Annotated in this window: 26 protein-coding genes, 2 tRNA genes and 1 other RNA gene; 6 read left to right on the top strand and 23 right to left on the bottom strand. The window is 47.7% G+C overall.

What is annotated here, in order from left to right; genetic code table 11:
- Positions 1 to 169: 169 nt before the first annotated feature.
- Complete coding sequence (locus VGK02_01670) at positions 170 to 922, bottom strand: hypothetical protein (GenBank protein ID HEY3373756.1); 753 nt, start codon at positions 920 to 922, stop codon at positions 170 to 172.
- 416 nt (positions 923 to 1,338) lie between these two features.
- Here VGK02_01670 and VGK02_01665 point away from each other — a divergent pair, with 416 nt between their 5' ends.
- Positions 1,339 to 2,097 carry an SIMPL domain-containing protein gene (locus VGK02_01665; GenBank protein ID HEY3373755.1) on the top strand — a complete coding sequence of 253 codons (759 nt, stop codon included), beginning with the start codon at positions 1,339 to 1,341 and terminating at the stop codon, positions 2,095 to 2,097.
- A 287-nt stretch (positions 2,098 to 2,384) separates the two neighbouring features.
- On the opposite strand, the gene VGK02_01660 is transcribed toward VGK02_01665, so the two are convergent.
- From VGK02_01660 to VGK02_01615, 10 genes are all read right to left on the bottom strand, one after another.
- Positions 2,385 to 3,335 (bottom strand): TPM domain-containing protein, encoded by a 951-nt coding sequence (locus VGK02_01660; GenBank protein ID HEY3373754.1) that lies wholly within the window; start codon positions 3,333 to 3,335, stop codon positions 2,385 to 2,387.
- Positions 3,336 to 3,339: 4 nt separating this feature from the next.
- Positions 3,340 to 3,909 (bottom strand): LemA family protein, encoded by a 570-nt coding sequence (locus tag VGK02_01655; GenBank protein ID HEY3373753.1) that lies wholly within the window; start codon positions 3,907 to 3,909, stop codon positions 3,340 to 3,342.
- 721 nt (positions 3,910 to 4,630) lie between these two features.
- On the bottom strand, positions 4,631 to 5,578 hold the full coding sequence (locus tag VGK02_01650; protein HEY3373752.1) for a sugar kinase: 948 nt from the start codon (positions 5,576 to 5,578) through the stop codon (positions 4,631 to 4,633).
- Between the two features lie 311 nt (positions 5,579 to 5,889).
- The gene (locus tag VGK02_01645; GenBank protein HEY3373751.1) at positions 5,890 to 7,611 is read right to left on the bottom strand and encodes a hypothetical protein; all 1,722 of its coding nucleotides are present in this window, start codon (positions 7,609 to 7,611) and stop codon (positions 5,890 to 5,892) included.
- Between the two features lie 365 nt (positions 7,612 to 7,976).
- Positions 7,977 to 9,530 carry a hypothetical protein gene (locus VGK02_01640; protein HEY3373750.1) on the bottom strand — a complete coding sequence of 518 codons (1,554 nt, stop codon included), beginning with the start codon at positions 9,528 to 9,530 and terminating at the stop codon, positions 7,977 to 7,979.
- 200 nt (positions 9,531 to 9,730) lie between these two features.
- Positions 9,731 to 10,432, bottom strand: a complete 702-nt coding sequence (locus VGK02_01635; GenBank protein HEY3373749.1) for a hypothetical protein — start codon at positions 10,430 to 10,432, stop codon at positions 9,731 to 9,733.
- Positions 10,433 to 10,501: 69 nt separating this feature from the next.
- On the bottom strand, positions 10,502 to 12,133 hold the full coding sequence (locus VGK02_01630; protein ID HEY3373748.1) for a PQQ-binding-like beta-propeller repeat protein: 1,632 nt from the start codon (positions 12,131 to 12,133) through the stop codon (positions 10,502 to 10,504).
- 606 nt (positions 12,134 to 12,739) lie between these two features.
- A tRNA-Thr gene (locus VGK02_01625) sits at positions 12,740 to 12,813 on the bottom strand.
- A 32-nt stretch (positions 12,814 to 12,845) separates the two neighbouring features.
- A tRNA-Tyr gene (locus VGK02_01620) sits at positions 12,846 to 12,927 on the bottom strand.
- 120 nt (positions 12,928 to 13,047) lie between these two features.
- Positions 13,048 to 13,572 carry a ribonuclease H-like domain-containing protein gene (locus VGK02_01615; protein HEY3373747.1) on the bottom strand — a complete coding sequence of 175 codons (525 nt, stop codon included), beginning with the start codon at positions 13,570 to 13,572 and terminating at the stop codon, positions 13,048 to 13,050.
- Between the two features lie 156 nt (positions 13,573 to 13,728).
- Here VGK02_01615 and VGK02_01610 point away from each other — a divergent pair, with 156 nt between their 5' ends.
- Positions 13,729 to 13,953 (top strand): DUF72 domain-containing protein, encoded by a 225-nt coding sequence (locus VGK02_01610; GenBank protein HEY3373746.1) that lies wholly within the window; start codon positions 13,729 to 13,731, stop codon positions 13,951 to 13,953.
- A gap of 193 nt (positions 13,954 to 14,146) precedes the next feature.
- Here the strand turns inward: VGK02_01610 and VGK02_01605 are convergent, their stop codons facing one another.
- Positions 14,147 to 14,548 (bottom strand): YggT family protein, encoded by a 402-nt coding sequence (locus VGK02_01605; protein HEY3373745.1) that lies wholly within the window; start codon positions 14,546 to 14,548, stop codon positions 14,147 to 14,149.
- A 200-nt stretch (positions 14,549 to 14,748) separates the two neighbouring features.
- Between VGK02_01605 and VGK02_01600 the strand changes: the two genes are divergently transcribed.
- Positions 14,749 to 15,729 (top strand): CvpA family protein, encoded by a 981-nt coding sequence (locus VGK02_01600; GenBank protein ID HEY3373744.1) that lies wholly within the window; start codon positions 14,749 to 14,751, stop codon positions 15,727 to 15,729.
- A gap of 98 nt (positions 15,730 to 15,827) precedes the next feature.
- Here the strand turns inward: VGK02_01600 and VGK02_01595 are convergent, their stop codons facing one another.
- Positions 15,828 to 16,163 carry an STAS domain-containing protein gene (locus VGK02_01595; GenBank protein HEY3373743.1) on the bottom strand — a complete coding sequence of 112 codons (336 nt, stop codon included), beginning with the start codon at positions 16,161 to 16,163 and terminating at the stop codon, positions 15,828 to 15,830.
- A 447-nt stretch (positions 16,164 to 16,610) separates the two neighbouring features.
- Positions 16,611 to 16,859, bottom strand: coding sequence for a hypothetical protein (locus tag VGK02_01590; protein HEY3373742.1), 249 nt, complete (start codon positions 16,857 to 16,859; stop codon positions 16,611 to 16,613).
- 146 nt (positions 16,860 to 17,005) lie between these two features.
- Between VGK02_01590 and VGK02_01585 the strand changes: the two genes are divergently transcribed.
- Complete coding sequence (locus tag VGK02_01585) at positions 17,006 to 18,220, top strand: hypothetical protein (protein HEY3373741.1); 1,215 nt, start codon at positions 17,006 to 17,008, stop codon at positions 18,218 to 18,220.
- 55 nt (positions 18,221 to 18,275) lie between these two features.
- Here the strand turns inward: VGK02_01585 and VGK02_01580 are convergent, their stop codons facing one another.
- The 7 genes from VGK02_01580 to VGK02_01550 form a co-directional block, all read right to left on the bottom strand.
- Complete coding sequence (locus VGK02_01580) at positions 18,276 to 18,764, bottom strand: hypothetical protein (GenBank protein HEY3373740.1); 489 nt, start codon at positions 18,762 to 18,764, stop codon at positions 18,276 to 18,278.
- A 453-nt stretch (positions 18,765 to 19,217) separates the two neighbouring features.
- The gene (locus tag VGK02_01575) at positions 19,218 to 19,754 is read right to left on the bottom strand and encodes a terminase small subunit (protein HEY3373739.1); all 537 of its coding nucleotides are present in this window, start codon (positions 19,752 to 19,754) and stop codon (positions 19,218 to 19,220) included.
- 158 nt (positions 19,755 to 19,912) lie between these two features.
- Complete coding sequence (locus VGK02_01570) at positions 19,913 to 20,059, bottom strand: hypothetical protein (GenBank protein ID HEY3373738.1); 147 nt, start codon at positions 20,057 to 20,059, stop codon at positions 19,913 to 19,915.
- The gene (locus VGK02_01565; protein HEY3373737.1) at positions 20,049 to 20,351 is read right to left on the bottom strand and encodes a hypothetical protein; all 303 of its coding nucleotides are present in this window, start codon (positions 20,349 to 20,351) and stop codon (positions 20,049 to 20,051) included. The genes VGK02_01570 and VGK02_01565 overlap by 11 nt, the downstream gene beginning before the upstream one ends.
- Positions 20,335 to 22,185, bottom strand: a complete 1,851-nt coding sequence (locus VGK02_01560; protein ID HEY3373736.1) for an AAA family ATPase — start codon at positions 22,183 to 22,185, stop codon at positions 20,335 to 20,337. The genes VGK02_01565 and VGK02_01560 overlap by 17 nt, the downstream gene beginning before the upstream one ends.
- A gap of 212 nt (positions 22,186 to 22,397) precedes the next feature.
- Positions 22,398 to 22,607 carry a helix-turn-helix domain-containing protein gene (locus VGK02_01555; protein ID HEY3373735.1) on the bottom strand — a complete coding sequence of 70 codons (210 nt, stop codon included), beginning with the start codon at positions 22,605 to 22,607 and terminating at the stop codon, positions 22,398 to 22,400.
- 3 nt (positions 22,608 to 22,610) lie between these two features.
- On the bottom strand, positions 22,611 to 22,790 hold the full coding sequence (locus VGK02_01550) for a helix-turn-helix transcriptional regulator (GenBank protein HEY3373734.1): 180 nt from the start codon (positions 22,788 to 22,790) through the stop codon (positions 22,611 to 22,613).
- Positions 22,791 to 22,884: 94 nt separating this feature from the next.
- Between VGK02_01550 and VGK02_01545 the strand changes: the two genes are divergently transcribed.
- Both VGK02_01545 and VGK02_01540 read left to right on the top strand, forming a co-directional pair.
- Positions 22,885 to 24,051, top strand: a complete 1,167-nt coding sequence (locus VGK02_01545; protein HEY3373733.1) for a hypothetical protein — start codon at positions 22,885 to 22,887, stop codon at positions 24,049 to 24,051.
- 23 nt (positions 24,052 to 24,074) lie between these two features.
- Positions 24,075 to 25,184: a site-specific integrase gene (locus VGK02_01540; GenBank protein ID HEY3373732.1), complete on the top strand. Its 1,110-nt coding sequence runs from the start codon at positions 24,075 to 24,077 to the stop codon at positions 25,182 to 25,184.
- Between the two features lie 165 nt (positions 25,185 to 25,349).
- Here VGK02_01540 and rnpB read toward each other — a convergent pair.
- Both rnpB and VGK02_01530 read right to left on the bottom strand, forming a co-directional pair.
- Positions 25,350 to 25,664: RNase P RNA component class B (rnpB, locus tag VGK02_01535), an RNA gene on the bottom strand.
- Between the two features lie 216 nt (positions 25,665 to 25,880).
- A partial coding sequence (locus tag VGK02_01530; protein ID HEY3373731.1) for a hypothetical protein occupies positions 25,881 to 26,273 on the bottom strand: 393 nt, incomplete at its 5' end.

Raw genomic sequence — 26,273 nt, 5'->3', positions numbered from 1 at the left:
ACTTGGACCAGATTTTCGGGCATCTTGAATAAAAATAAAAGGCGGGAGAAATTCTCCCGCCTTTTATTTTTTTGTACACAGTCAGATCAACCGCTAGCACTTGCTTTAAAGACCTTGGCGTCCCGTAATCGCCGCACCCAAACGCGATATCCCTCTGCGGAACCATCGTCTAGTTTATAGGGTCACCCGTTACCGTGCCTTTAAATCTCCCTGCTTTCGGAATATCGATATAAACGGTCGCACCGACTATATTCATGCTGAAGCTAATTTTATCGCTTGCAGCTTTCTGGTCCGAATACTGGGCCTGCTCACCGCGTATGCCCTTGGCTTTAATATTGAGCGAGCCCCGGCCCTTTATGTCCATATAGCCGAAGCTATAAAAATCTGGGTTCGCTACGGCTTTGTCCTCAGCCGTCGGCTTGGGTAGTGTGTTGGTCGTCTTACTGCCCTTGCCCGGAGGTACGAGCGTTGCTAACGTGACCGTATCGCCGCTGGATGATTTACCACTATTGCTTTTCTGAGCATCCGAGAAGTTCACGACTTTGAACGTGAAGTCCTTGGCGTCCCCTTCCCCGTTTACACCGCCCATGACCTTAATAACAGACTGCGGTATCCCTTTGAACTTACTAAAATCCGCTTTTATGGTTAAGCGCGCCGTGCCCCTGTAGGTGCCTATGGGATCGGTACCTCCGGCTTTGGTGGCCGTAAACTTAAGCGTATAATCAATCGGCAAACCTTGCGACTCAATAGTATGCTTATCGTTCACATTAATCGTCCAGTTAGCGTTGACTTCTTTTGATTTCCCGGTCGTCGTTGTCGCTTTCGCCGCCTTGCCGCCCTTTTCGGCCTCTTTGCAGCCGACTACGGTAAGGATGCTAAGAGCAAGTAATAGTGCTAATAAAAGTGCGGATAGTTTTTTCATAATGCCTGGTCGCCCCCTTTGTAATAATAGTTCTGCTTTTTATCGTGAATTCTTAACTTACTAGTTGCTGCACAGCAATAACTATAACCGAATTAGAGCTTGCCTTCTATATAGTTGTCGGACAACAAGCAGTCGCAGAACATAACTATCCTCCGGCCTTGTATGAAGTAGTGATTCCAAGAAGTTCTCAATTTTGTGCAAATGTTAATACCCTGGCCAGCATGCCAGAGAATCTAAACCACATGCTTGAATCCTATTATTCAAACAAGGCTCAAGCATTGAACAATAATTTCATATAAGTTGCCTATCGCTCGGATATATGATGGAACACAAACACCTTAAAGGCCGTCTAATAGATAAACCACAATTTATGAAGTGCTAGGGGAAACTCAGCGCACAGAATGAGGAGCTGATGAATGATGACAAGAAATGCATCGTTACTCTTAATGGCCGTTGTGCTTGGCGTAGCGCTGCTGGCGGGCGTCGCGATCGTAAGTCGCCCGGCGACCGTCGGCATCGCGGCGGATACACCGACGCTTCGCAACACGATCACCGTTTCCGGTGAGGGTAAAATCTACACCGCCTCCGATCAAGCTTCAATCTCACTTGGCGTACATACCGTGCGGAGCACCGCATCTCGTGCGATGGGTGACAACGCTACTGCTATCACTAAGGTGGTCGCCGCTCTCCGCTCAGCCGGGCTAAACGAAGATGAGATAAAGACAGGCAACATATCCCTCTATCCACAACAAGATTGGCAAGAGGGCCACGCACCAAAAATTCTAAGCTACACGGCCGACAATAGGGTAATCGTAAAAACCAAGAAGCTTGATAAGCTCGGCGCCATAATCGACGCGGCAACGACTGCGGGTGCTACCGATATTTCCGAGCTTAGATTTGAATTAAGCGAGGACAGCAACGCTAAACAGGATGCAATAAAGCTTGCAGTGCAAAACGCCCGCAAGAAAGCAGACGCGCTCGCACAAGAGCTCGGTGTAGCCGTAGGCGGCCCGATCATTACAAGCGAGAGCACGCAAGACTCAAGCCCGGTCGTCCCTTATGCCCTAATGAACAGCGCCGCCGGCGCAGCCAAAGAAATGGCGCCGGCAACACCGGTAATGCCGCAGGATGTTCAGGTTATCGTCAATGTCAGCGTATCGTTCGAGATGAAATAGCAGGTTTTGACGATATTGCCGGCTTACTTGTCTCCATATACGTTGGACAGAGGCCGTCCAACGTATATGTTTATTACTTATTAACAACTGTTCATTATATGTTAACGTTTGTAATTTTTTACGGTACATTAGCAGGGATCACAGCATACTTCGCATATGGCCTGTAAAACTCGTGTATAAGTACTCAAATGTTAGTATGTAAGCGATTAAAAAGGCGCCAATTTCTCCCATATCACAAAGAATTGGCGCCTTTGATTTGCAGATATTTCTGAATTCCTTAAATTATCTTACCAATCTCCGCTGGCGCCGCCGCCACCGGACCCTCCGCCGCCAAATCCTCCGAAACCGCCGCTGTCACCGCCGCCACCGAAGCCTCCGGGACCCCAGCCTCCTCCGGCCCACCATGGGATCATCGAGGCGTCTTTGTGTTCGTTGTGCTTTTTCTTGTCATGATCGTTGTAGGCACGGGACACCACATAATCTAAGAGTAGGCCGAGCGGAACAAGCATCGAGAGCAGGATAACGCCGACGATTACCGAAAACAACATGACAATGAGACCGACGATTGCACCAAGTGCGCCACCAAGCCACCAACTCTTTGTACGCCCAAGAACTGAAACAAGCCACTGGAACAATCCCAGACCTAAAAACAAGGCCGGGTAGATGAGCCAGGTTAAATCCCGCACGCTAAAGTTGTGCCCCGGGTTGATACCCGAGATTGGGCTTGTTGCCGGTGTGTAGTCGCCGGAAATCGTTTTAATAATCGCGTCAACACTTGCCGTAACGCCGCCGTCATAATCCCCTGCTTTAAAAGCGGGTGTGATAGTGTTGCGAATTATTGCGAATGACCGGCCATCGGTAAGATTCGGTTCAAGGCCATAGCCGACCTCAATTCTCACTTTGTGCTCCTTCTCCGCAATGAGGAGCAACACGCCGTTATCTTTATCTTTCTTACCGATCTGCCATTTCTCAAATAGACGAACCGCGAAATCCTCAACCGTGGTCCCCTGTAAATCGCGAACGGTAACCACCGCTATCTCATTACCTGATTTCTGCGTATAGTCGCGCAGGTTCTTTTCAAGCGTATCGTTTGTCTGTTGCGAGAGCATGCCAGCGAAATCGTTAACATGCCCCTCCGGCTGCGGCAGTTTTAGGGCGGCATAGGCAACCCCAAACATAGTAGCCAGTAAAACAGTAATCAGTAATGCGCATAATAAAGCGCGAACATAGTGCTTCATTCTCTTAATTCCCTAAATCAACTTTTGGTGCATTCTCAGCCCCGGCCGCGCTCTCAAAGAGCTGCTTTTCGGAAAATCCGAAGATACCCGCGAACATGACGCCAGGAAAACGCGCAACGCTGGTGTTGTATTCGGTCGCGACATCGTTATAGCGCCGACGCTCGACTGAAATGCGGTTTTCCGTCCCTTCAATTTGCGCCATAAGCTGCTGGACGGTTTCATTTGATTTGAGCTGTGGATAGTTTTCGACGATCACGAGAAGCCTACTGAGAGCGCTTTCGACATCGTTAGCCGCTTTTACTTTATCAGCCGGCGTCTGTGCCCCTGAGTAGCGTGTACGCGCTTCGGCAATCTGGCCGAAAACCTTTTGCTCTTGCTTCAACGTGCCTTTGGTCGCTGAAACAAGATTCGGTATAAGGTCAAAACGGCGCTGGTACTGCGTTTCTACCTGCGCCCATTGGTTGTCAACAGCCTTACTCTTGCTTACAAAAGAATTATAATAGCTGGTGAAAATCCCCGCGATAACAACTAGTATGACTACTATCGCGCCAATAGCGATAAGGCCTTTTTTCATCGTATATTATCCTCCAATAGATTAAAGAATGAGCCTTTTTCTGTCATGCTCAGGACAAAGCTTTTTTATGTCATGCTCAGGACTAAACTCGTTTGCCCTCGCAGCAATGAGCGACCGCGCGAAGCATCCACCGCCTTCTAGTCAAGAAAACACCTCCTTGCCTCGAGTCGTTCTTCATCTGATCGACCATGGTGGCCACAGAACAAATCGGAACAACATGAAAACGTGCTAAAATATCGTATACAGTACGAACGAATTTTTTTGCCGTTAAGCGAGTAAAATACCTGTTGTCCTTCACGCTTAGAGCACACTATCCCGGCATTTTTTAGGATCGCAAGGTGTTTTGAAACCGTAGGTTGGGGCACCTTGAGTCCGCGAACAAGATCGCTTACACACATCTTCTCTCTTTTCTCGAGCAATGACAAGATTTTTTGCCGCGTTGGATCAGACATCGCTTGGAAGAATGTAAGCATCGTTCGTGGCACCCTCATGCATGACTCCTCGAAGATATCATCATATGCCGATAATAGAATATGTTAAATGACAAGCATTAGTCTGTCAACTAGTTGTCTTGGGGTTAAATATGAATGTTTACCAGCTAAATGTTCAGGATTAAAGATTAATTCTATCAATTAGTTATTCAATATTAATCGCGAAGGTTGGGCAATTAATTATTCGAGATCAAGCATGCGTTAGAGCGGCCCAGACAACATACTGTGTGCTAAGCGGCCTCAAACACCTGGTAAACATCATTGTGCTCGGGCAAAGACGAAATTGCTCCCAAGCCCGGGGTCTTAAGACCGGCGGCTATATTGCCGAGCCACGCGGCTTTATGCACATCATAGCCCCTAGCTAGACCGTGTAAGAACGCTCCGCAAAACGTATCACCCGAACCAAATGTATCGTAGACCTTACCTGCTTTAAGCGGTCTAACCTCAGCGATATCCCGCGAATGGCGTTCCCCGACGATACATCCCTGCTTTCCTAGTTTAAGAACGACAACACGGATGCCCTGCTGCCATAATGCCCGGATGAGCATCTCCGGATCTGAGATGCCGGTAAGGGCGGTCGATTCAAGCGGGTGTTTCAAAAACAGAACATCTATATACGGTAGTAACTCTTCAAACCCTTGTCGAGCCGCCTCGGCCGACCATATGCCCGACCGCAACTGAGGGTCGTATGATACTTGTCCCGATTTATTTGCCTTAACAAGCCGGCAAGCCTCGAAAACAGCTCCACCGCAGCTTTCCGATATCGCCTGGCCGACACCGGAAACATGCATGTAACGACCTGCAACTAAATACTCAGTGGCGAGATCATCAACAGAGAGCGTCGACGCGGCGCTATCCTCCCGATATTCAGCATAATTGAACCCACCACCCTCAAACTCGGAAATAAAGTAGACGCCGTTTTTTCGCTCAGGAATTACTTTTACCAGTGATAGATCAATACGCTCGTTGAGCCATTCTTGCAGCAGAAACGGCGCGAATTGATCTTCACCTACTCGAGTTATGAACCCCGTGACGGAGCCGAGCCGAGCCGCCGCTACCAATACATTTAGTGTATCGCCGCCACAGGATTTGCTAAACGTTTCCGCATCAAAAAGCGGCCGGTTGCTATAGAGCTCAACCATGCATTCGCCAATTGATACGATATCAAACTCAGGCATAGTGCCTCCTCGTGTACTCTTAAGGGTTGTATGTGGATGCTTTCAAGCGTTTGGATTTCACGCCTCATATTCACTTTGTAAAGGTCGGCTGCCAACTTGCTTTTTTCCCGAATCGAGCTGACAGTAAACGATTTCGCCTGTACACAGATAGTAGGCGTCGATGATGTGGAGTGAAGAATATCCTGCTCGTCATAGTCAAAGGACTACGCAAACCCTATTCCAAAAAAGCAATTGTTAAGAATATGTGGACGTATGTTCACAACTACGTAACGATGGGCTTTCGTTGTCCATTAATAATGAACGACACCTGATTACGGTAATCCTCGCAATAAAAGATTTCCCTTCAGCTGCGGATTCCAAATATTCGGATTATGGCAATCAAGGCATACTGAATCGAGGTTCTGTGCAGGAGCGGTCGCTCCTGCCATACCTGCGTTCAATAGATTGGTCATAGTGCTATTTGTCGTTCTCTGTCGCGCACGGACCATCGCTTGTGGTAACTTCCGACGATCACCAGGACGAATTGCTGTTTGCCCGTCAAAGTCGACACCGAACAGGTCGTCTTTGAGCATTTTCCAACCAAGTGTTCGGTGAGGCCAGCTAAACCCATTATCACAGCATGCTGGTTCTGCGTGTGCGCTGTTACTCGAGTTCCAATCAGTAGGATAAACGATCGTGGTGCCTGAACTCGGCGCAACCCGAACGGTAGCATCGGTTACGTTTATGAGCACTTTCGATTTAACACCTGCCATGCCCGCTGGAACCGGTGATAGAGCGGTTTGTATATTGCCGGGAAATGATGGTCGCGGGTATTGGCCGGAAGCTTGCAGCATTTCCGAATTACTATGGCAAATCTTACACGTACTAGAGCCACGATGGCATCCGCGGCAACTCGGACCATTGTTAATATTGTCTTCCGGATCAAAGTAGCGAGCACCGTGTTCTTGCTCGCTCGAATCATGTCCGGAACCAATCACATATGCCTGTATGTCGGTTTTACCCATGAGCGCAAGATCCTCAGAAAACATGGCAACTTGCTCGGTAGCAAGACCGGCGTTGCCATCATGACAATCAGCACAGAATTGACTAATCTGAAACCCATCCGACATTGCCCCACCCGAGCGTGAAGGATGATCCCAATCAATGGCTTGTTTATGTACGGGAAATCTATGTTGCCTACCATTAAAGGATATTGCGAGCGAAGTTTTTACATCACTATCGGAGATTTCTTTGCCGGTTGTCGGGTTAGTCTCACGATCAGGGTTTTTAAGCAAAAGCCATGACCCGGCCGGATACTGCAAATTTTTATGCGACATGCTAAGAGCTGTTATAGCATTATACCCTGGATTATATATCGGAAATGTCATAGTTCCATTATTGGAAAAGCCGAGAAGCCTTTTAGGGTTAGCGTGGGGCGAATGACAGTCAAAGCATGAAAAACCGCCAAGCCAGTAGCTTGGCGTATAAGCTGGGTACGTATCATCCGGAGCCCGCCAATTACCCTTTGAGATTCCGTAGCCCATTGAATGCCCAACACCGTATTCAACTGTGTGTTCGCTGTTATTATCGGTCTTGATGTCGAATCCAGCCCCAGCCCCACTACCGTGGCACCAATCACATGCCTCAAACCTGGTATCAGACCTGGTCAATTTAAAAATGCCTGACGAGGCATGCGTCGCGTGGCATTCCCTGCATCGATTTGTACTTGTGAGGTAGTTGCCATGCGCTCCTGCAGCCTGCACTATGAGCTTGCCGTTACTGTCACGTACCGTGCTGACCCCCGTGTATTCCTGCGGGTCATTATAGTTGTACGCATCGGCTCCAAAGGTATATGGACTATACCATGTGCCTCGCGGGTGAGCGGTACTTTCAAAACCTGGATAGTAGTTCACTATCCGCTCGACTGCCCTGTCCCACTTATGGTTACCTTTGCTTGAACTAGCCTCAGTCTTTTGTGTGCTGGCAGACGTACAGCCACAGGCCAACCACACAAGAAGCACCATCGCTAGCGTAAACACCGATGCTCGTTTCACCGGACCACCCCCGCTTTATAATCCCGGTAACGCATTATTCGGGCTGGTAACAACCTCAAAAAATGCTGTATTCCAGCTTTCTGCTAATTAATACCGGGGTATTTTGGGGTGAAACGCGAATGGCTGTTTTTGCAGGAAACTACTCACACAATAACTAACATTGTAGTAGGTGTGGGCAGCGGCGCACACATCAGTATAAACAGACACTGTATAAAACGAGCGGGATGAGTGCTGGTAGAAGCATGTATATTTTACAAGGTTACCAGCTACGCAGGCTAGGATATTCCAGGGTTAAAACCAGTGGATCTAAGGGGTGACCAATAACAAGCGTGTGGATTCTTCATTCTAACGCATGAAACTAAACACTAAGGTAGCCCTTTTTTAAGCGCCTCTTTTGTGCCGGGCTTCCAGACAAACGGATTATGGCAATCAAGACAAACGGCGCCAATTGGGTCTTGGGCCGGCTGTGCCGATATGGCTGAATATTTAACAAGCAGCTGCTTAACCTGAGTCACCTCAACATTTTGGTCATCCAGGTAAACACCATAGAGCTCGTTCTTTAACATCTTCCAGGCAAATGTGCGGTGAGGCCAACTATATCCCAAGTTGACACACTCAGAGGAACATTCCACGCTAGAATTTTTACGCTGAGGATCCCATCTGGCCACAGACTTAAGCTGGAGGCTATCTCTATCTAGCACATGTTGTACCTTATCGGCTTGCACGCCTTCAAAGCCTTTATTAGAAGCGAGGCTTGGATTTGGCGCATAGGCATCGCGCGGCCAGTTGGTCTCTGCCGCTACCCTGCCGGATGTATGGCACAAATCACAATCGCCTCCTGCCCTATGGCAGCTGCGACACGGAGGACCGTTATTCTTACCATCTTCGGTATTAATAAATAGTTTGCCGCTACACTTACCCGGTTGTGAATCATGACCGAAAGCGCGCTCGTAACTGTTGAGGCCCGTCTTACCGTCCGCACCGTTCTCGGGTGAGTATGCTAGCGCAGAAGTGCTGTGAAGCCCGCCATCTCCGTCATGGCAATCAATACAGAGTTCGCTAACCGAACTCGTCTTCTCTAGACGGATATTGGCATCGGATGCCTCTGCCACATTCTTGGCATATGGATTATCCCAGTTAATGGCAACCTTATTAACCGGATACCGTACCAGAGAAGACAAATCGCCATCATAGGTATCGGCAATCTCATAGCCGGATTCAGGATCTATCTCTGGATCCGGGTTTTTCTTAAGGATCCAGCGACCAGATTTATACATAGATGATGAACCTGGTTGAGAAGATGTCTTAAGATCGGTAAAACCCGGGTCTAAGACACCAAAACGAGGCTGGCCTGACTTATTAAATCCAAGAATTCGAGATGGATTTGCGTGTGGCGAATGACAATCGAAACAGCTGAGGCCGCCATACCAGAAGCGCGGGATAAACGCAGGATATGTATCATCTGGAGCCGACCACTTACCGGTTGAAAGCCCATAGCCACGGCTATGGCCCACGCCAAGTTCCGGCTTACCGAATTCGTCGCCTTCCAACGTGACGTAATACGATGATGCGGCACCAAAATCATGGCACCAATCGCACGCGTATATGCCGGCGATAGCAGTTATTTGTATGCCTTGCGCCCGTTTATCAAATCCATGACAGACCCTGCATCGAGAAGGCGTTGTTACATACCTTCCGTGCAAGCCGGTCAACGAGTTACGTACAATAGTATCTGATTCTTCAAAATTGCTGTTTAAACTAGATGATTTAAAGCTACTGGTTAAACTAGATGATTCGAGTTTAGGTGATTCAAATTGCTGTGCGGTAAAAAGGGTGTTTGTATTGTTACTTGCTGCATACGCGGTTGAGATAAAACATGAACTGATAAGGGCGACTAGTACGAGTAGTCGCGCAATCATTCGATATTACGCACCTCTTCAATTACTAACACTGTCAAATGTTACATTTCTTTCCACGTATTCATATATCGGCAGCTAGCTGGAAATATTTAGGTATTTAGTACTAAAGGCATGCTTAAGGAGCCTTCTTGAGGCAAATATTGGGGCGTTATTGCTTATTTGCGGATGTTTTCGGGGTCTTTCACGGACATATTGGGGGGCTACTGAGGCAAGCTGATCTTTATGGGCTCAGTAAGCTCAAAGTCACCGAGCATGCACTCTTTGACCTGTGGACATGGAAAAAACCACACTGTTTCAGTTACTGTTTGTCCTGCGTGGAGAATATGATCGTGGGCATATGCAAAGTCAGTGCTGTTTTTTGCCCAGATTGGAACCTGTCCGTAGGAGTAGGTTAAATGGTTTCCTTCTTGTTTGGCAATCAGATCCTCGAGCGGCTGGCCATAAAGCAACCATCCGGAGTCGTAAACGGCATCCTTGGCGCCTACGTTCGTATACGAAAACGTCATTTTATACGCCTTACCACCGTTTTTCAGAATTCCCTTGCCGATCCCTCCCGCGCTGTTTGAGTAAGAACCGTGAGCCTGGCTATTCGGCACCGTGGCGGGGTTAACAACTTCGATTTGCTCAAGAGCTGTGCGAGCAGGAATTTTCTTACTGCCATCCGGTGTTTCAAGCGCCAAAACCCCGGTAGCAACCGGGGTTTTACTTGTTGACCGTATCGTCGTGCTCGTATTGAGGACTGCAAGTTGTATTTGCTTCGTTTGCTGTCGCGGCAAACTATTCTCAGGCTGGCTTGCGGCAAACAACTTGGAGGTCACCCCCAACGCTATTATGAGGATGAACGCAATAATAACGTCAAGACCGAAGTTAGCATCCCTGTGAAGCCTAATCCGATAGGTCATTATTATTTTAGTCCTTGTGTTCTTATGTCCTGTTCTTGCTGCCGTTTACACCATTGGTTTAAGCATGCCTTAGCTTTCGGTGCTATCATCGCCTTCCGGCTTAATAGCGACTTTTGTTCTTAGAAAAACGATTATCGCTATTGCTACAATAACCGGAATGGCATAAATCAGAATTGACATCGAGCTACCGCCGGATCCTTCTTTTTCAATTTTCTGGCTCTGCTTTGCGTCTTTGCTGGTATCCCGGTCCATGATTGCAGCAACCGACGAATTCGCGGCAATATAAATGGCGCCTTTGGGGCCCACCGATGTCAAGCCGCCGGTTTTGATGCGCCACCTCAAAACGCCTGTTCCAGATATGCAAGTAAGATGGCCGTCAGTTGAGCTTATATAGATATCATCGGAACCGTCTATAATAGGTGCGCCCTGAAAGTCGTCATCATCGATAACGGCTTTCCAACTAGCTTTATCATCTTTGCCAACGCCGTACACAAATCCGTCGCCCATCGTCAGGCTCCGGTCATCGGTATAATTTATAGTAGTTCCGGCTACGACAACCATGCCATTGGATTCAACCGCAGGCATGCATAGTTTCTTTGACTGGGTTAGATAACGCCATTTTTGTTTGCCGTCCGGCGCAATAGCATACACATATTCGTTCTGAACATGCCCGTTGTCAGCTATGGTCATGTAGCCGCCGTCGCGATTCATGGCAAAGATTATGTTTTTCTCGTTCCCGACAATCGGTGATGTAGGTACAACGTTGCCCTTTTCCGGTATCGCAAATTTCCACTTCAGCTTACCGCTAGGATCAACCGCATATAGATTCAAATCTTTAGCGGTAAAGTAAACCGTCCCATCGTTTGCGATTGCCGGCGAGCTGCTAATTTGGCCTCCCGCAGCAAATCGCCACTTCGGTTTACCATCGCTACCAACCGCATACAGCGTCATGCCTTTAAGCGTTCCCGCATAGACGGTGCCGTCTTTACCGAGCATGACTCCGCCCGATGATTCTCCATTTAGGTTAACCTGCCATTTTGCCGAGCCATCGGCTTTGTTCAATGCGACAAGGACGGTGCCGATGACCGCATAGACGGTGCCGTCTTTACCTATAGCAATAGGCCCTGTGACCTTGCCATTTACCTTAGATACCCAGATAACCTTGTTGCCTTCGCTACTAAACGCGAAGACGCCAGAATGGCCCATGCCGGTTTGTGCTTGCGACGAGGTCGTTGTAGATGAGTTCTGCGCAGGGGTTACATTAACGCCAACGTATACGTTCTTATCTTCTCCTACCGCAAGCGGTGTGGTCGGTTTTCCAGTTTGTCCGAATGGAACAAACCATGAAACATCCGGGTTCTCAGGCCCCATAAATGCAGTGCGACCTGTATGCTGTGGATCGTGCTGGTAGACAAGCCATGTATCATGAATCGGTTTAGGTTTAGGTTTAGGTTTTGCATCTTTGGCACTCTTTGTTTTTGCATCCTTAGCAGCCTTAGTTGTGGCAGCCTCCGTCTCGGATTTTGCTGCCTTGGCTGCGGGCGCCTTCGTCTTTGTTTTCGCTGCTTTGGTTTCTGCTGTGGCTGTGGCTTCTCCCTTTGCCATCGCTATTGCAGGCATTGTAAGAGCCAGGGTTATAAGAAGGATAGGAATGAGTGTCGTCCATCTGACTAGCTTCGAGTCTTGATTAGCTAAGAACATATTTCTACAACCAACCCCTTAATGCGTAGTAATGCTGCCTTTGAGCAGCATATACATAAGATTGTAACTAACTACCAGATAATAATAACATATATTCCCCCACATGCTATCACTAAGTTGTCTACGTTTTCGCTGCGTACCCGGTTTGCACCACCGGTTCTTTAGGTAGGCGATAATTGGTGTTGAGTATTATGAAAATAGCAGACGATCTGATAGCAGCTTGGGGAGCTGGCAAAGCGGATTATTCGGTTGCGCCGTATGAGTAGATATCATGCAACGGTTTTATGAGACCTGTTGTATACCTTGATGCGCTGCGCTAGCTTGCTATCGTGGAATTTCTTCGCGTAGTCGACAATGTGTATCCCGCCTGCCATAGGGTCCGGCATAGCAAAATACATACCAAAGAGGTATTTCATTAGGCTCTTTAGGTTTGCTTCGATTCTGACCATAATTCCTTGTACGTTTTGTGCTTCAACTAATACTGCGACGACTAGATATAGAGCTTCCTAGCTATAGGCTCCCGGTTTACCAATAAGATATATTCGGGGTGTATCGCTGTTTTCCTTCTATAAAAGAGAAAGTTTAGCTAAAAAGCTAAACTTTCTGAGCCTCCGACCGGAATCGAACCGGTAACCTCTCGATTACAAGTCGAGTGCTCTGCCAGGTTGAGCCACGGAGGCAAATCTCTAATTCATACCAATTCAAGGTGCTGTGGAGGGGGAAGGATTCGAACCTTCGAAGGCTCCGCCAACGGATTTACAGTCCGTCCCCTTTGGCCGCTCGGGAACCCCTCCTCATAAAAGAAAGCTGTGTCATGGTTACCGGCACAGCTTAGCATCCCGCACAGCAAAAAGAATTATAACATACGATTCTGCAAATGACTATATGTAAAATACAGGTTATGGCCAGGATGATTAGAGGATTAGCCGCTTATACGATATCACGGGAACTTCGGTTGCAGGTGTACTTGAATGACTGTTATTAAGGCGTTCTTCCAGAAGAACTAGGTTGAGCGTGTCTTCGCGATTATACCAGAGCAGGCGCTCTAGCGCATCGGTGTCGCGGTGCCTACGATACCTTCGCCATAGAATACGCGGGTCGTCTTCCCCTTTGCCGAAAATATCGCGTGAGATACCGAGCGCTTTTTCAACGGCTTTGAGGCCGCCTTTGAGATTGTTGTGCCAGCAATCGTACATGAGATCGCGCGATTCGTGGGATTTGCGCAAGTTAACACCCAAATGCTGGTGGATGACGGGCAAATCAAAGCGATTGCCGTTGTAGGTGTAGATTCGCTCGACGTGCCGCAGGTGATGCATCAGCTCATCGGGCGCAATGGCGCCGCCTACCATCTGTATAAGCTCCCCGGTATCGGCAATGTAGAGGCCTATGACCGTTAATTTGTTCGAGAACGAGGTTTCTATATCAAGGTAAGCTCTCATGACACTCCTTTGGGTGAAAACATAACAATTCTATCGCATTACCGCATGAACCGGCTAGTCCTGGAGCATAGCTAAATCGGGTAATATAATAAAAGCAGATAGGAGGCATCATGGCTGATTACTATATTGGAACGTGCAGCTTTACCGATAAGGGGTTTGACGGGACCTTCTACCCGGCCGGAATACAGCCGAGATGAACTCAATGAATGGGTGCCAAAAATAATACGCCTGGTAGATGCGACCGATCGCATTTACCTTATGTTTAATAACTGCATGAATACGTACCCGGTACAAAACGCGCGTGACATTGCAGATACGTTAGGCGCCCTGCAAGAAAATCACCGCGTTGAGCTTATCAGCCAACCGCAACTTGAGTTTTAAAGCAAACGTCGAATGTAACAGCACAAGCTAAATTTTTACATAAAGTCGGGTTTTATAACGAGCGTCAAGAACAAAAACTAAAGTCTAGCTTGCCGGAAGCTAGGGTCGCGTTCTAAAGCCAAAGCCTAGCTTACTGAAAAGCCAGGCTTTTATTTGCTACAGGCTGTATTTGCTTAAACACACGCAAAACGGGCTATTTTGTGATGACGATGAGGCGAAGGGCCGCCTTATAAATCAGCCACAATATAACGATGGAGATAAGCGAGGAAAACTCGATTACCATCGTGCCCGAGGTTACATCCCCGACAATACCCTTGAATATGTTAACCACCGGATCAGTAAAATTAAAAATCAGCGTTACAAAAGCGTTATGCGAATTCGCGCCGATCAGCTTAAATGCAAACCGTAAAAGCGTTACTGCTACAAGAATCCAGAAGATATAGTCGACGACAAGAAATGCTTTATTGCTTCGTGTTTCAAGAGGCTGCGTGTATGCAGGGGCGGTTGCTTGGGCTTGTGGTGTGCTTGGGTCAAGGGCCGGATTGCTGATAGGCACCGGGGTCCCGACACTTGGCTGGTTATCTATTCTTTCCATATGCGCCTCCTTTGCCGTGTGGGGACAGCGAGCTATCCCGACCCTATTATACGCCAGCTTAATGGGAATGCATATAAAATTTTTATATGCATTAAATGGTGTCTGCCCTGGCCTTATGCAATTTTATATCTCTCACACATTAAACATTTGCGAGTAAGGAAAAGGAATATAAAAGATATACGGGGGCAGAGGTGTAGCGCGTGCTGGGCTTTAATATTATCGATGTATTCATTGTTAGCTTCATGGTAGCATGGGCGCTCTACGGCTATAGAAGAGGATTCGTTATTACGTCCACCGATCTGTTCTCGTTTCTGGGATCTATATATCTTGCAGCAAAAGCGTATCCGCAGCTTAGCTTATATATTAATCATACGGTTGGAACTTCAAGAGGGTTCGCGAGCCTGGTTTCGTTTCTGGCTTTGTTCGTCATCTTTCACCTCGTACTCGGCCTAATTGTCATTCGGGTATATCCCGCGCTGTATCGCTTCGTGCGGCAGCGACGCTTAATCGGCGCCGATCGGATGCTTGGCGTTATGCCGGCATTGATTGGCGGTTTTGTTTGGCTCTCGCTGCTGCTTGGGTTGCTCAGCTGGTTTCCGCTAAGCGGCCCTATAAAGCTTAGTATTGACCAATCCCGTATCGGCGCCCCTATTGTCGAGCAGGTGGCAATAGCCGAGCCGGTTATAGAGCAGATCGCGGGACAAGCAATTAACGACACGATCGCGTTTTTTGCGCCTGAGCATGGCAGCGGTCGCAATAGGGCGCGGCCGAACATTCCTGCGGAAGCTAACGATGCATCCGATCCGCTCGCTGAAGCCACAATGCTGAGACTCATCAACAACGAGCGGGGAAACCGGGGGCTCTTGCCGCTGGCGCCCGATATGCGGTTGCGCGAGGTTGCGCGGACTCACAGCTTGGATATGGTTAAGAACAACTACTTTAACCATTTCTCGCCGACGACCGGCTCACCAAGCGAGCGCCTGGAGAGAGCGGGGGTCTACTACCTGGCTTTCGGCGAGAACATCGCGTATTCGCAGGATATCATGCTTGCTCACTACAGTCTCATGAGAAGCCAGGGTCACCGGGAAAACATCTTAAGCCCGGCTTTTGGAAAAGTTGGGATAGGCGTCATTAACGTAGAGCCATACGGCTACATGATTACACAGGACTTTATTAATTAGCGTGAAGATGCCACCGAGACCGATTAGATTGGGTAAGAGGCTATTATGTCTTGCACACGATGCTATCTTAAAGTGACTCGGAAGAGGCGGCCTTATACTTATGCGGTATGGCCGTGGTCGTGGTGCTCTTCTTTAAAGAAGAGCGTGTCAAACCCCGCCATTTGAAAGAGGCGCTTCAGAGATGGGCGGGCATTTATAACCGTTACTTCCCCGTCAACCGTCCGGCTCAGTTTGAGTAGTAAGCCGAACGCCGAGCTATCGGAGTAATCAACGTCAACGTAATCGAAGACGATGTCCATGATGTCCTCATTGACTGCCAGGGGATAGATCGCTTGCTTTAAAATCCCTACCGTATGGAAATCCAACGCGCCGATCGGCCTGATAACAAGCTTGTGGTCATCCTCTACTTCAACTGTGAAAGAAAATTGGCTCATACGCTCACCTACTCATATCGAATCTTGGACATTTACCGTAAATCACCGTATATCAAACCGCAAAAAGACAAGAGCAAGTCGCTCTGCCCTAGATTTAGATAGTATTGCTTGGTTAAAGAGTACCCAAAAATGTGTGGAGCTAAGCATGAAATTTTCCAAATACTTTTGACCCAGGCCTAAAGATGTTGCGGATTGTAGATTTTTAGCCAATTGCCAGCGAGATTGCGCTTTAGAATAGTAAAGAAAAACGGTGGGGAAACCGTATCCCTGAGCTGGGATTATACTGGTATTTACTCCCCTATTTTGCCTTATATTTGTATAAAATAGGCATTTTATACTACCTTCCACTGGCGCAAATCAATCTCGATTCAGGTTTTGTTAGCAAGTGTTAGCATAAGGTAGTGAAAAGTTACCCTTGAAGTATGCTTGCAAGCATGCAGGCGACGTTTAAAAGACAGATGTCACTTCTATAACTGCAAAAATCTCTGAATGTGGACTTTTCCCAAGCTTTAAATATGGTGTCCTAAATCTGTCATCAAGGCGAACTCTCTCGCCTTGCGTAGTATTTACTGCTTCGATATCCAGAAGTCGAAACCCCATACCTTCTTCTAGCAGGTTATCATCTTCGCTATAGCAAATAACCTCTAACTCGGGATCTAGTTTGCTCAGTTCTTGCTGAAGCTCTCGTACCTTCATAATTCCTCCAGTTAAGCCAGTTTCTACTTGCTTATACTACATTATATTCTTTAGCCACCATCTTTGGTAGTATGTCAGTAGTACCGTTGCTCTTGTCTAAATAGCTTGGATACAGAGCATCCACTTTGATAGGGGGAAGATAGCTAGTGGAGCCACCCAGTGCAGTGAACAAACCGAACCGGACTAGCAAGAAAAGTCATACAGAAACAAGCAAGCCTTATGGTGAATGTATGTCCCCTGATCCCTCTTTTTCAAAAACTTTTCTAGCTGGATTATTCGTATGGGGGATTATTTTATCCGGTGCAGTTTTTCTTGGCTTTATTTATGGCACAATTGGTAGCGTCCTTAGCTCAAACTCATTATCTTCCAATTTATGCTTGATAGCACTTATAGCGCTGTACGTTTTTGCTTGCTTACATATGATTGGCTGGATAGCTAAACGGCTTGCATGCAACCAAAGAGTAAGCTTTTTAGGAGCCAATTACTTAATGGTCGGATGGCAAATTGTATGGAGAGGATTCCTGGTTTATTTCGCTGGAGGTTTTATCCTGAGTATTGTCTATAACGTACTGAATGGGACCGGTTCTAATTCAGACATCCCTAATTTTGTTTTTGCAATTACGGGAATTGTGCTTGGTATATATGCGTTAGGCTGGTCTGTTGAGCATATTAGTGTGAAACTCCGATTAGACAATAGAGTACGACGGCAAAACTATGGTACAACTCAAAGCGGTCGTTCGGTAGGGAATACCAGCGGTTCTGAAATCATAGCGCCAGAGTTACTGCATGATTGCAGCGAAGCTCAAGGGGATAGTATGGAAGATACGTTGGCACAGCGAAATACAAGTAGAAATGTGAAGCACGTATGGTTGATCCCCGCTATTGCTTGTCTTTTACTGCTGGCAGCTTGGCAACTTAGATGGGATAAAGGACCAACACAAACGTTCAATAACGGAGAATTAAAGATCGTACATATGCACGACCGCTGGTCAGGACAGGCATGGGTTGCAATCTACGGCGTCGATGACGGAAAGTTTTATAGCGGAGAGATGGAGCCCGTCGTTTCTGAGGCTGATATGGCAATAAGGAAAAAGCAGATACTGGCTAGACCAAAAGAAGCTAAGAAAATGGCTGAGCTGAAGCAAAAGCTTTCACTTCCAGCCTTGTATGGTGGTGGTGAAGAAGCTGAATGGAAAATACAAGACCAAGAAGAGCTTGCTGCAACCAAAGCAAAGTCTGAACTTAAGAGCCTCGCTCGGCGGCAGCGAACTATAGCTACAAGAGTATGGACCGGCCTAGTAGCCCTATCTGTGTTATTGACTGGCTTCCTGTTTTGGCGGCAACAACTTCATTCGAAATAGAAAGGTCCGGCTCAACGCCGGACCCAAAGTTCAAGCAACAAGCACTGTCTGTAGCTTAAATCACTCGTAGAGTATCAATAGCCTCTCGCCGTATGAGCTCTCGAGCATCAATACTGCCACCTGGCCGATATTGCGCTGCTATGCAGACGGCAATGACCTTAAAGTCGCACTCCGGCAAGATCGTGATGTCCTCGATATTGCCATCAGCAGACCGAAGAATATAGCAGCCACTGTGAGGCTCAAAATGGCGAATGACTACAGCGCCCTGCAATCCGTCAACACGAACATTGTCAGTTACCTCTGCTAGAATAATGTCGTCTACTTCTGGCTTTATGCCCCTCTTGAAAAAGAGCTTGCTTCCATCGGCTATCTCGGTCCACGCTTGACCATAGTAGCGATCAGCAATCACAGCACCCGTCAGTGGATCGTCCTTACTCACGGTGAACATGTAGTCTATGTCCTCAAGTGCCAGTTTCTTCGTGACCAGTTCAAGGTCCCCGTCAGTTCCTTCGATACTGCTAAAATCCACTATTACCTCTACCATCCTATCCCCCTCATTTGTTGAGGATACCTGCTATAATGGCAATAGGCAGGTATCCTATTCCTGCTAACTGAGCAGGTAGCCAACCGCAAAACTAGTCTACCTGCTCTTGCTTTTCTTGCGCCGCCTGTCTTACCGTTGCTTTGTTGCCGAACGAGACGTGCCATAGAGTAATAACCTTCACCTCCTTAACCCAAGGTCTTGAATGGCTGGATTAGTAAAAGTCTAGTCTAATCGGTTGAGTAAGTACAGCTATCTGTGCAATAACTAGGCCGTTTACCAGCATTAATGTTAACTGGTTAGTAACCGGTTGACACGTAGAAAATCTAATGTATCGCTCAGCATAGCCCATATTTATGCAAGGCTGTAAGGTTACGACAGATTCTTATGTCTCATGAAGCCGACGTCTCCGAAGCATAGCTATCAGAACAGGGAAGGCATGTGATTGGGCAGGTTTTAAGGTTGACTGTGGATATATCCGAGCTCATTTTTAAGCCTTTTGATTTCAGCCTCACGCTCTTTGTTAGTAAGTAAGGACACGCTAGCGGGCCTGTTCGGCTCAATACGTTCTTGCCTCTTTACTTCTCGCCAACCGAAGCAACACTTCAAGACAAACATTGCAGCCCTTACTGTTTTGCTATCATAGAGTAGCTTTGTTTCTATGTACTCCTCAATGATCTGCCTCGCGCGCGTATAAGTGTCACGAAACTCTTCGTCTTTGCTGTAACGCCGTAAAGTCTCTCGTGAGATTCCGAGGTGGCAGCACATGCCTTCTATGCTAGGATGCTGTAGCCATGTCACACTCATAAACTGCGTGCCGGCATTGGTTATTACCGGCTGTTCTTTACAGATGGGCTTTCCGTTAGCGTCTATGCCATCGATATATTTTTCAAAAGCCGGCCGTGTGATTCTAATGCTATCAAAATAGTGCTGAACAGCGGTTGCAAACTGCTCGTGATTTTCGAACTTACGCGGCCTGCCTATTTTGGCCATGATGTCTACCCTCTCTCACTGATTCGTATCCTTTTGAATATAAGGGTTTGGAATTTCTGCTCCTTTTATGGACTCAAGAAATTCCCTGCTTTTATCGGCTCTAAAAAATATAAGGCTCGTGCTTCTGAACTTAGTAAGTTGCATTATTCGCCCGCTTTTTACGGTCTTGCATCTTCTATTCGTTTCTTCAGACTGCGAGCCCTTAGTATTGCCTTGCCACGTTTGAGCGCTGTCTTAAACTCTTCTGGCGTCAAGAAGAGTGTTGCTTTAGATATCTTGACCTCGATGAACCTGCTACTCTTCACCGAAATAACCCTCTTTCACAAGCAATTCATCTACGCAGGCGGTGCACACTCGACCAGCTCTGACTGTGAAGAGATCTTCGGCCCACTTTCTACAGCGCTCACAGGCACCGGGGACCTTATCATCGACCGCGCGAATGAGCTCAAATAGTTCCTCTCTATGCGCCTTGATCGATTCAATGAGGTGCGCCGACGCTTGGTTTGAGAGCGAGAGCTTGCCGTTTATAATCCACGGATCAAGTCGAAGCGCGTGAAGTTCAGCATAAAGATCGAGCGCATTAGAAATCGTATTCACAGCGGCCCTCCTCGGTTATCACCGGATCAGTGGTCAGTTGTTCCCCGGCGTCCTTATCCTTATATATGGGGGACACTGGGACGGTGGGCTCGTACACATCAGCTTGCCCATCCTTGGCCCCCGTTGGCCTGAGCTTACCTTCTTGCTTGAGCGCAGTGATTTTATTCTTAACGGTCTTTAATGGAACGAGATACTCATCAGCTACCTGCTTTGCGGTTGCACTTCCAAGCTCGGCAAACGCCATAAATACTTGGTCCTTAGTTGAGAGTGCATCGGAGAAATCGATGTCAGGGTCAACGCGTTCAATACTATAAGCATGCCCGAACGTGGCTTTCAGGCAGATTGTCTCTCTAAGAGGCCCAAAGTTGCTCTTCTTGTGATGGAGTGCAAGCTTCATCTCGTTGTCCGCGGTCACCGTATCGAGCATGCGCTGCAGTTGCCAGATATTACGGCTCATGTTTTGCTTGTAGACGCTGCCAAATGCTGTTTTATCTTTGTACTTATCGGCACTTGCCTTGCTCTGGTGATCGAGAATAATTGTCGTTCCAAGTCGCCTAAGGTTACGGAAGAGTCCAGTTACATCTCTTGCACTCTCTGGATCGCCAGCAACTGCGGCGCCAAACGAATCGATGATTGTAAGCTTAATGTCGTGCTCAGCAATTAACACAACCAATTCGTCGATAATAGCGCCTATATCCTTGACTGCTTTATCCTGGCTTACCGGTGAGAAGTAGAAGAGCCCTTCCGGTGGCCTCTCAAGGCCTAGACCGCGAGCAACTTTGAAGGCACGCCGAGCCTGCTCAGCCTCATCAAGCTCAAAATCCACGTAGAGCACGTTACCTTTCTTAGTTGACTTATCTAAGAATTCCTTGCCTTCAGCAACGCAACTGCCAAGACAAAGAATAAGGTAGCTCTTGCCCTGGCCACCATCACCGTAAAACATTGTGGGGTAGTTCTCAGGAACGAAATCTTCCACGATGAATTCCATTGGAGCTGGCTCATCGATATCCCTTAGACGCCGAATACTAAGTGTCCCTGAGTCCCTATTACTATATAGGGATGGGACTGGGGACACCTTATTGATATCCAATTCGACCGTATGTTTCACGATGGCCTTTAGGCTTGCATCAGTGCCGCCGGCGTTAATGTAATCGGTAACGTCCTTACCTGTTGGTACATCTACGATTCTGATGCTCTTGGTTGCACCACTAAGTTTGCGAGCTACATCGAGGCCATGCAACCTACCAGGTTCGTCTTGATCGGGAATTATGGCTATATGTGCACCATGAAAGTACTGCGCAAAGCTTTCGGGCCATTTGCCAGCGCCGAATGGATTGCATGTTGCGGTAATCCCAAGTCTTGATAGGGTGTCAGCATCCTTCTCACCCTCAACAATGCAAACGAACTTGTTTTGCTCGATTGCCTGAACAACTGCACTCAGGTTGTACGGAATTAGCTCGATCCCGTCTTTATTCCAGAGCCATCCGCCGTTACTGTCTGGCCGACGTAAAAGAAACGATTTCGGAACCTTACGAACGATCTGGTATCTTAGCTTGCCCTGTGCATCCTTATAGTCATATTCTGCAATGATCTCCGGCCCTACATGCACCCGGATATCTGGGTATAAGTCTGCTGCTGTAAGCCCTATCCTTGATAGCACGTCGTTAAAATCACAACCCGCATGGCATTTGATAGAAACTTTACCGTCTTGATTTTGCTTAACCTCAAGACTTGGGTTACGATCATTATGGGCTGGGCAGTGGCACATATAGCCTTTGCCGTTTTTCTTCTTCTGGCCTGGTACCGCAGCTAGTACTTTATCGATCGGTTTCATTGGTAGCCCTGCCTATCTCGAGAGTGTCGGTAGCGGTCGTAAGCCAAACTTTTGCGCACCCCACCGGAGATACGCTGTTTCGGCTAAAGCCAAAATTCCATGGTTTGCTTGCAGCTCGTTACCCATTGATATACAATCAGGACAACAGAAAGCCCATCGTTGGGTGTCATTTTGGGTCCGGTTTGCTGGGGAGCTACCGGCCCTTTCCTTTTCTAGCCAATCGTTCTCACGTTGCATGATTCCTCGCTCCCTTCGTTCCGTAGTAAAGCCGATAACTCATCCAGATCGAAGCGGACGGCCTTACCGATGCGATATGTTGGTAATCTGCCATCTGCTGCCATTCGATAAAGCACTTGTTCATTCATTGAGAGGATCTGTGCCGCATCCTTTACGGTGACTAATCTACTGTCTCTACTAAGCATTTGCTATTTACCTCCTACTTCGATGCCCGCAACCTCTTTAAATGCTTTAATTACTCTCTCGCTTGGCTTCTGTCGACCAAGAACGACACGGTTAATATAAGCCCGATGCACACCTGCAGCCCTGGCTATATCTGCCTGTTTGATATCTTTTAAGACGAGCTGCAACTTTAGTTGGGTTATCATGCAAGCCTCCTATTCACTTGTTGACCAATTCTTACGATAAAGTTACAATCTACTTGTAGATAATTGTACGATATCTGACAGGTTGGTACATTTTATGTCTGATTTACTAGAGAAGCTTAAGCAGAGTAGGCTAGTGGAGGCCAAAGAGAAGATTGATCGAACATATAAGCATCATGGTCTCGATGCGCACCATATTAATCGTGCTTTTGAATATGCTCTTAGATCGGTAAGACCAGACAACATAAAGAGGAAACTCCAGAACTCTTTAGGCGAGAGAGAGATTAAAACTATATATGAACTAGCGCAGAACGAAAAGAGGCTCGAGGAGTTTGGCCTTAGCATAACTCCCTTTGGAGATAAGGGCCAAGAACAATTCAGCGTTGATTTCGCGAGAGCAACAAGCGCCCAGGCTGCTTCGCTTATCGTCGCCGAGCAGTTATCTTATTCAGTACAATGTGAGAGGAAACGACTTTTTGGTGATTCCGAACCGCCGTTTAGCACACAAGAAGCAGCTATTACATGGATAAGGGAAACCGCAGCGAATGAGCCCGATCATAAGATCATTGAAGTCATCGCAAACTCCGACACAGCGAGAGCACTCTTTGGTTACAGCCCATCATTTACCAGCGATGAGTTTCACATAGGAGACCCAGTCACACTTAACAGTCCTGTTCTAATTAACGCCGTGGGTTTAAGAGGCTGCAAACAAAAGCTTATAGGCTTTCTTGATAAGCATGGTCACGAAGCTTATTTGCCAATAAGTCCACAAGGTATGTTGGCAATTTTAGCCGATGAGGCTGAATCCATTTCGAGTATCACCGGTTGGAAAAAAGAAGAGGCAGTTATGCACATACTTACCGGTGTTGTCCCGATCCTGCCACCAGTAACGGCTTCAGTCCACGAAACCGTATTTCTAACAGAGAGTAGCGGTCGTCCATACAAGTACCTGACGGTTAACTTCTTCGGTTTTGATCTTACAAGAGACGAATTGATTAGGCTTCATGCAATCTTGCGTGATCTTGCAGGTGTCAAATTCAACAAAGGCAAGGTTAACGAGCGGTATGAATTAGTTGAGTTTGTACGACAAGAGGCAGTTGTTGCCGATAACGCTGAAGTATTTTGGTCGACTCTTGCTGAACGATGGTCAAAGAGAAAGGGCAAAGATGTGGTTAAGCCTGAATCGTTTCAGCGGTCCTATATAAGGGCTTGTGATTCCCTTGGCGTTACACCAATCAGGTTTAGGCGAACGAAGTCAAAATAAGTAAAGAAGTCAGGAGGTCAAACATGGCTAGGGGCAGCATTCGAAAGCGCGGCGATAACTACTATGTTATCTACCGAATACCGGTGGAAACCGAAGAAGGCATAGAATACAAGCAACGGTGGAAGCGGATCGGCCCTAAGAAGCGTGACGCTGAGCGCTATCTGGAAGAGGTTCTGCCTCAGGTCACTAACGGCACCTACCAGGATCTGCCCGACATTACGCTGAAAGAGTTTGCCGTGACCTTCCTCGAGGCACACGCCACCAGAGTACGCGCAAACACCCTGCGCAAGTACAAAACCCACTTAAACCATAAGATACTGCCCTTCTTTACAGGAAAAATACTTAAGAGCATCAAACCTCTTGATGTAGAGAAATTTCTTACGAGCCTCATGAACGAGGGTATGAGCCCTAACAATGCCAAGAAGTACTTGATGACCCTCAAGATGGTTCTCAAGCGTGCATGTGAACTCGGCTATCTCGTTAAATCACCCGCAGAGTATATCAAACCACCACGCACTACGAAGGTCGAAATGCAGTACCTCTCGCCTGCTGAGATGCAATCACTTATCGCTAATACTAAGGCTAAATATCGGGCACTTGTGATGCTCGCTTGCTATACTGGTTTGCGCCAAGCCGAAGCCTTCTACCTGCAGTGGGGTGATATAGATTTTGCCAATGGCTACATCCACGTGCGGCCCAATAAGCTGCGTGAGGTCAAATCGGCCGCTGCAGTGCGCAAGGTACCGATGATCCCAGAGCTTGCCGAAGCGTTAGAGCAACACCGACTGCGCCAAGCAGTGATGGTGAACGAAAACCCGCACGATCTCGTCTTCTGCGGCACAAAAGGTAATGCCTGGAACCCCTGGAATATCGAAGTCCGTGTATTCCGGCCGGCGTTGGCACTCGCAGGGCTCAAGCGCGTTCGCTGGCACGATTTGAGGCATTCCTATGCAACTGCACTCCTCTCAAGTGGTGAGTCTTTACGCTACGTCTCACGCCTTCTAGGCCACGCTGATGCGTCGATTACTCTTCGGGTCTACTCACATGTGCTGCCCGAGACCGAGGCTGATGCACACGAGCGACACCGCATGATCTTTGCTGCCCTGGATGTCTGTAGCCCGGTTCTACAATAAGAGCTGACGCGGGGCAGAACGAGCTCCCTTAAGGGGTACTCGAACAGTCTTGTTAGCAAAATGTTAGCAAATAGGCAAAAACCACCGGATATTTGCCCGGTGGTTTTTATATTCCTGCACTACATCGGCCTAGTATCAAGAGTAGATAAAGAAAAACGGTGGGGAAACCGTAACTCCCATTCTGTTCTATCCTGTCATCTATCTCACCGCGCTTGAGGCGCGGGGCCGCGAACGCGGCTGCCTCTACCCGGGACCGGCGCACTATTAATGCACCACCCTATTTGAGTTGCACCCGACCGGAGTTTACCGCGTTTCACCCGCCCAACAATTATGTTAAACGGCTCGTCTCTGTGGCACTTGTCGTCAGCCCTTGCAGAGCTGCCCTCTTTTTCAAGAGGCGGTCTATTACGCGCCGTGAAAACACGCCGCGTGGGTGTAGGATGTTTCCTCTAGCCTTTCGGCCAGCGACAGGTCGTTTCCCCACCTTTGATCTTCAGTAATACTGAAATATTTTACCACAAAGCGCGTATTTTTGCCTGCTCACACGCCCGTTAACAAAAACGGTTGCAGTATAGAACCGCTGAAAAGAAGAAGGGCCCACAGTGGGGCCCCTCTTGGTGTCAATCCGTTCTGTTGTTGGCTATGATTACGCGCTTCAAGCGCAGTACCATCTATATAGGGTGAATTCAGTAAACTTTACACCATTTTTGAGAGCTCGCGATCGAGCCTGCGCAAGCATTCTTCAACCGCGATTCTCTGCGGACCTGGTTTTACCTGGTCCAGGGCATGCTTGAGGTACGGTTCGGCATCCAAACCCCGCCCACACTCTAAGAAAGCAATACCAAGCGCATATTCGGCATTTGGATGTGCCAAACGACTATGCGTATCCTTAAAGTATGAGAGCGCTTCCGTCAGATGCTCGCGGATGAGCTTTCTTGCAACCTGTAGGTGCGGATATTCAAGCGCTAGGCGCAAGGCCTGGTCGACTTTGCCGATATCACGATAGGTTGCAATCGCCGCTTGAACAGGCTCGTCCGGATGATATTTCTGTGCCTGGTACCAGCTGATGACCTCATCCGCTGTGGTATT

Source organism: Candidatus Aquicultor sp., from assembly GCA_036504445.1.
GTDB lineage: Bacteria > Actinomycetota > Aquicultoria > Aquicultorales > Aquicultoraceae > DASXVE01.
The sequence above is the reverse complement of the archived record's forward strand: the minus strand, read 5'-3'. Positions and strand labels throughout refer to the sequence as shown.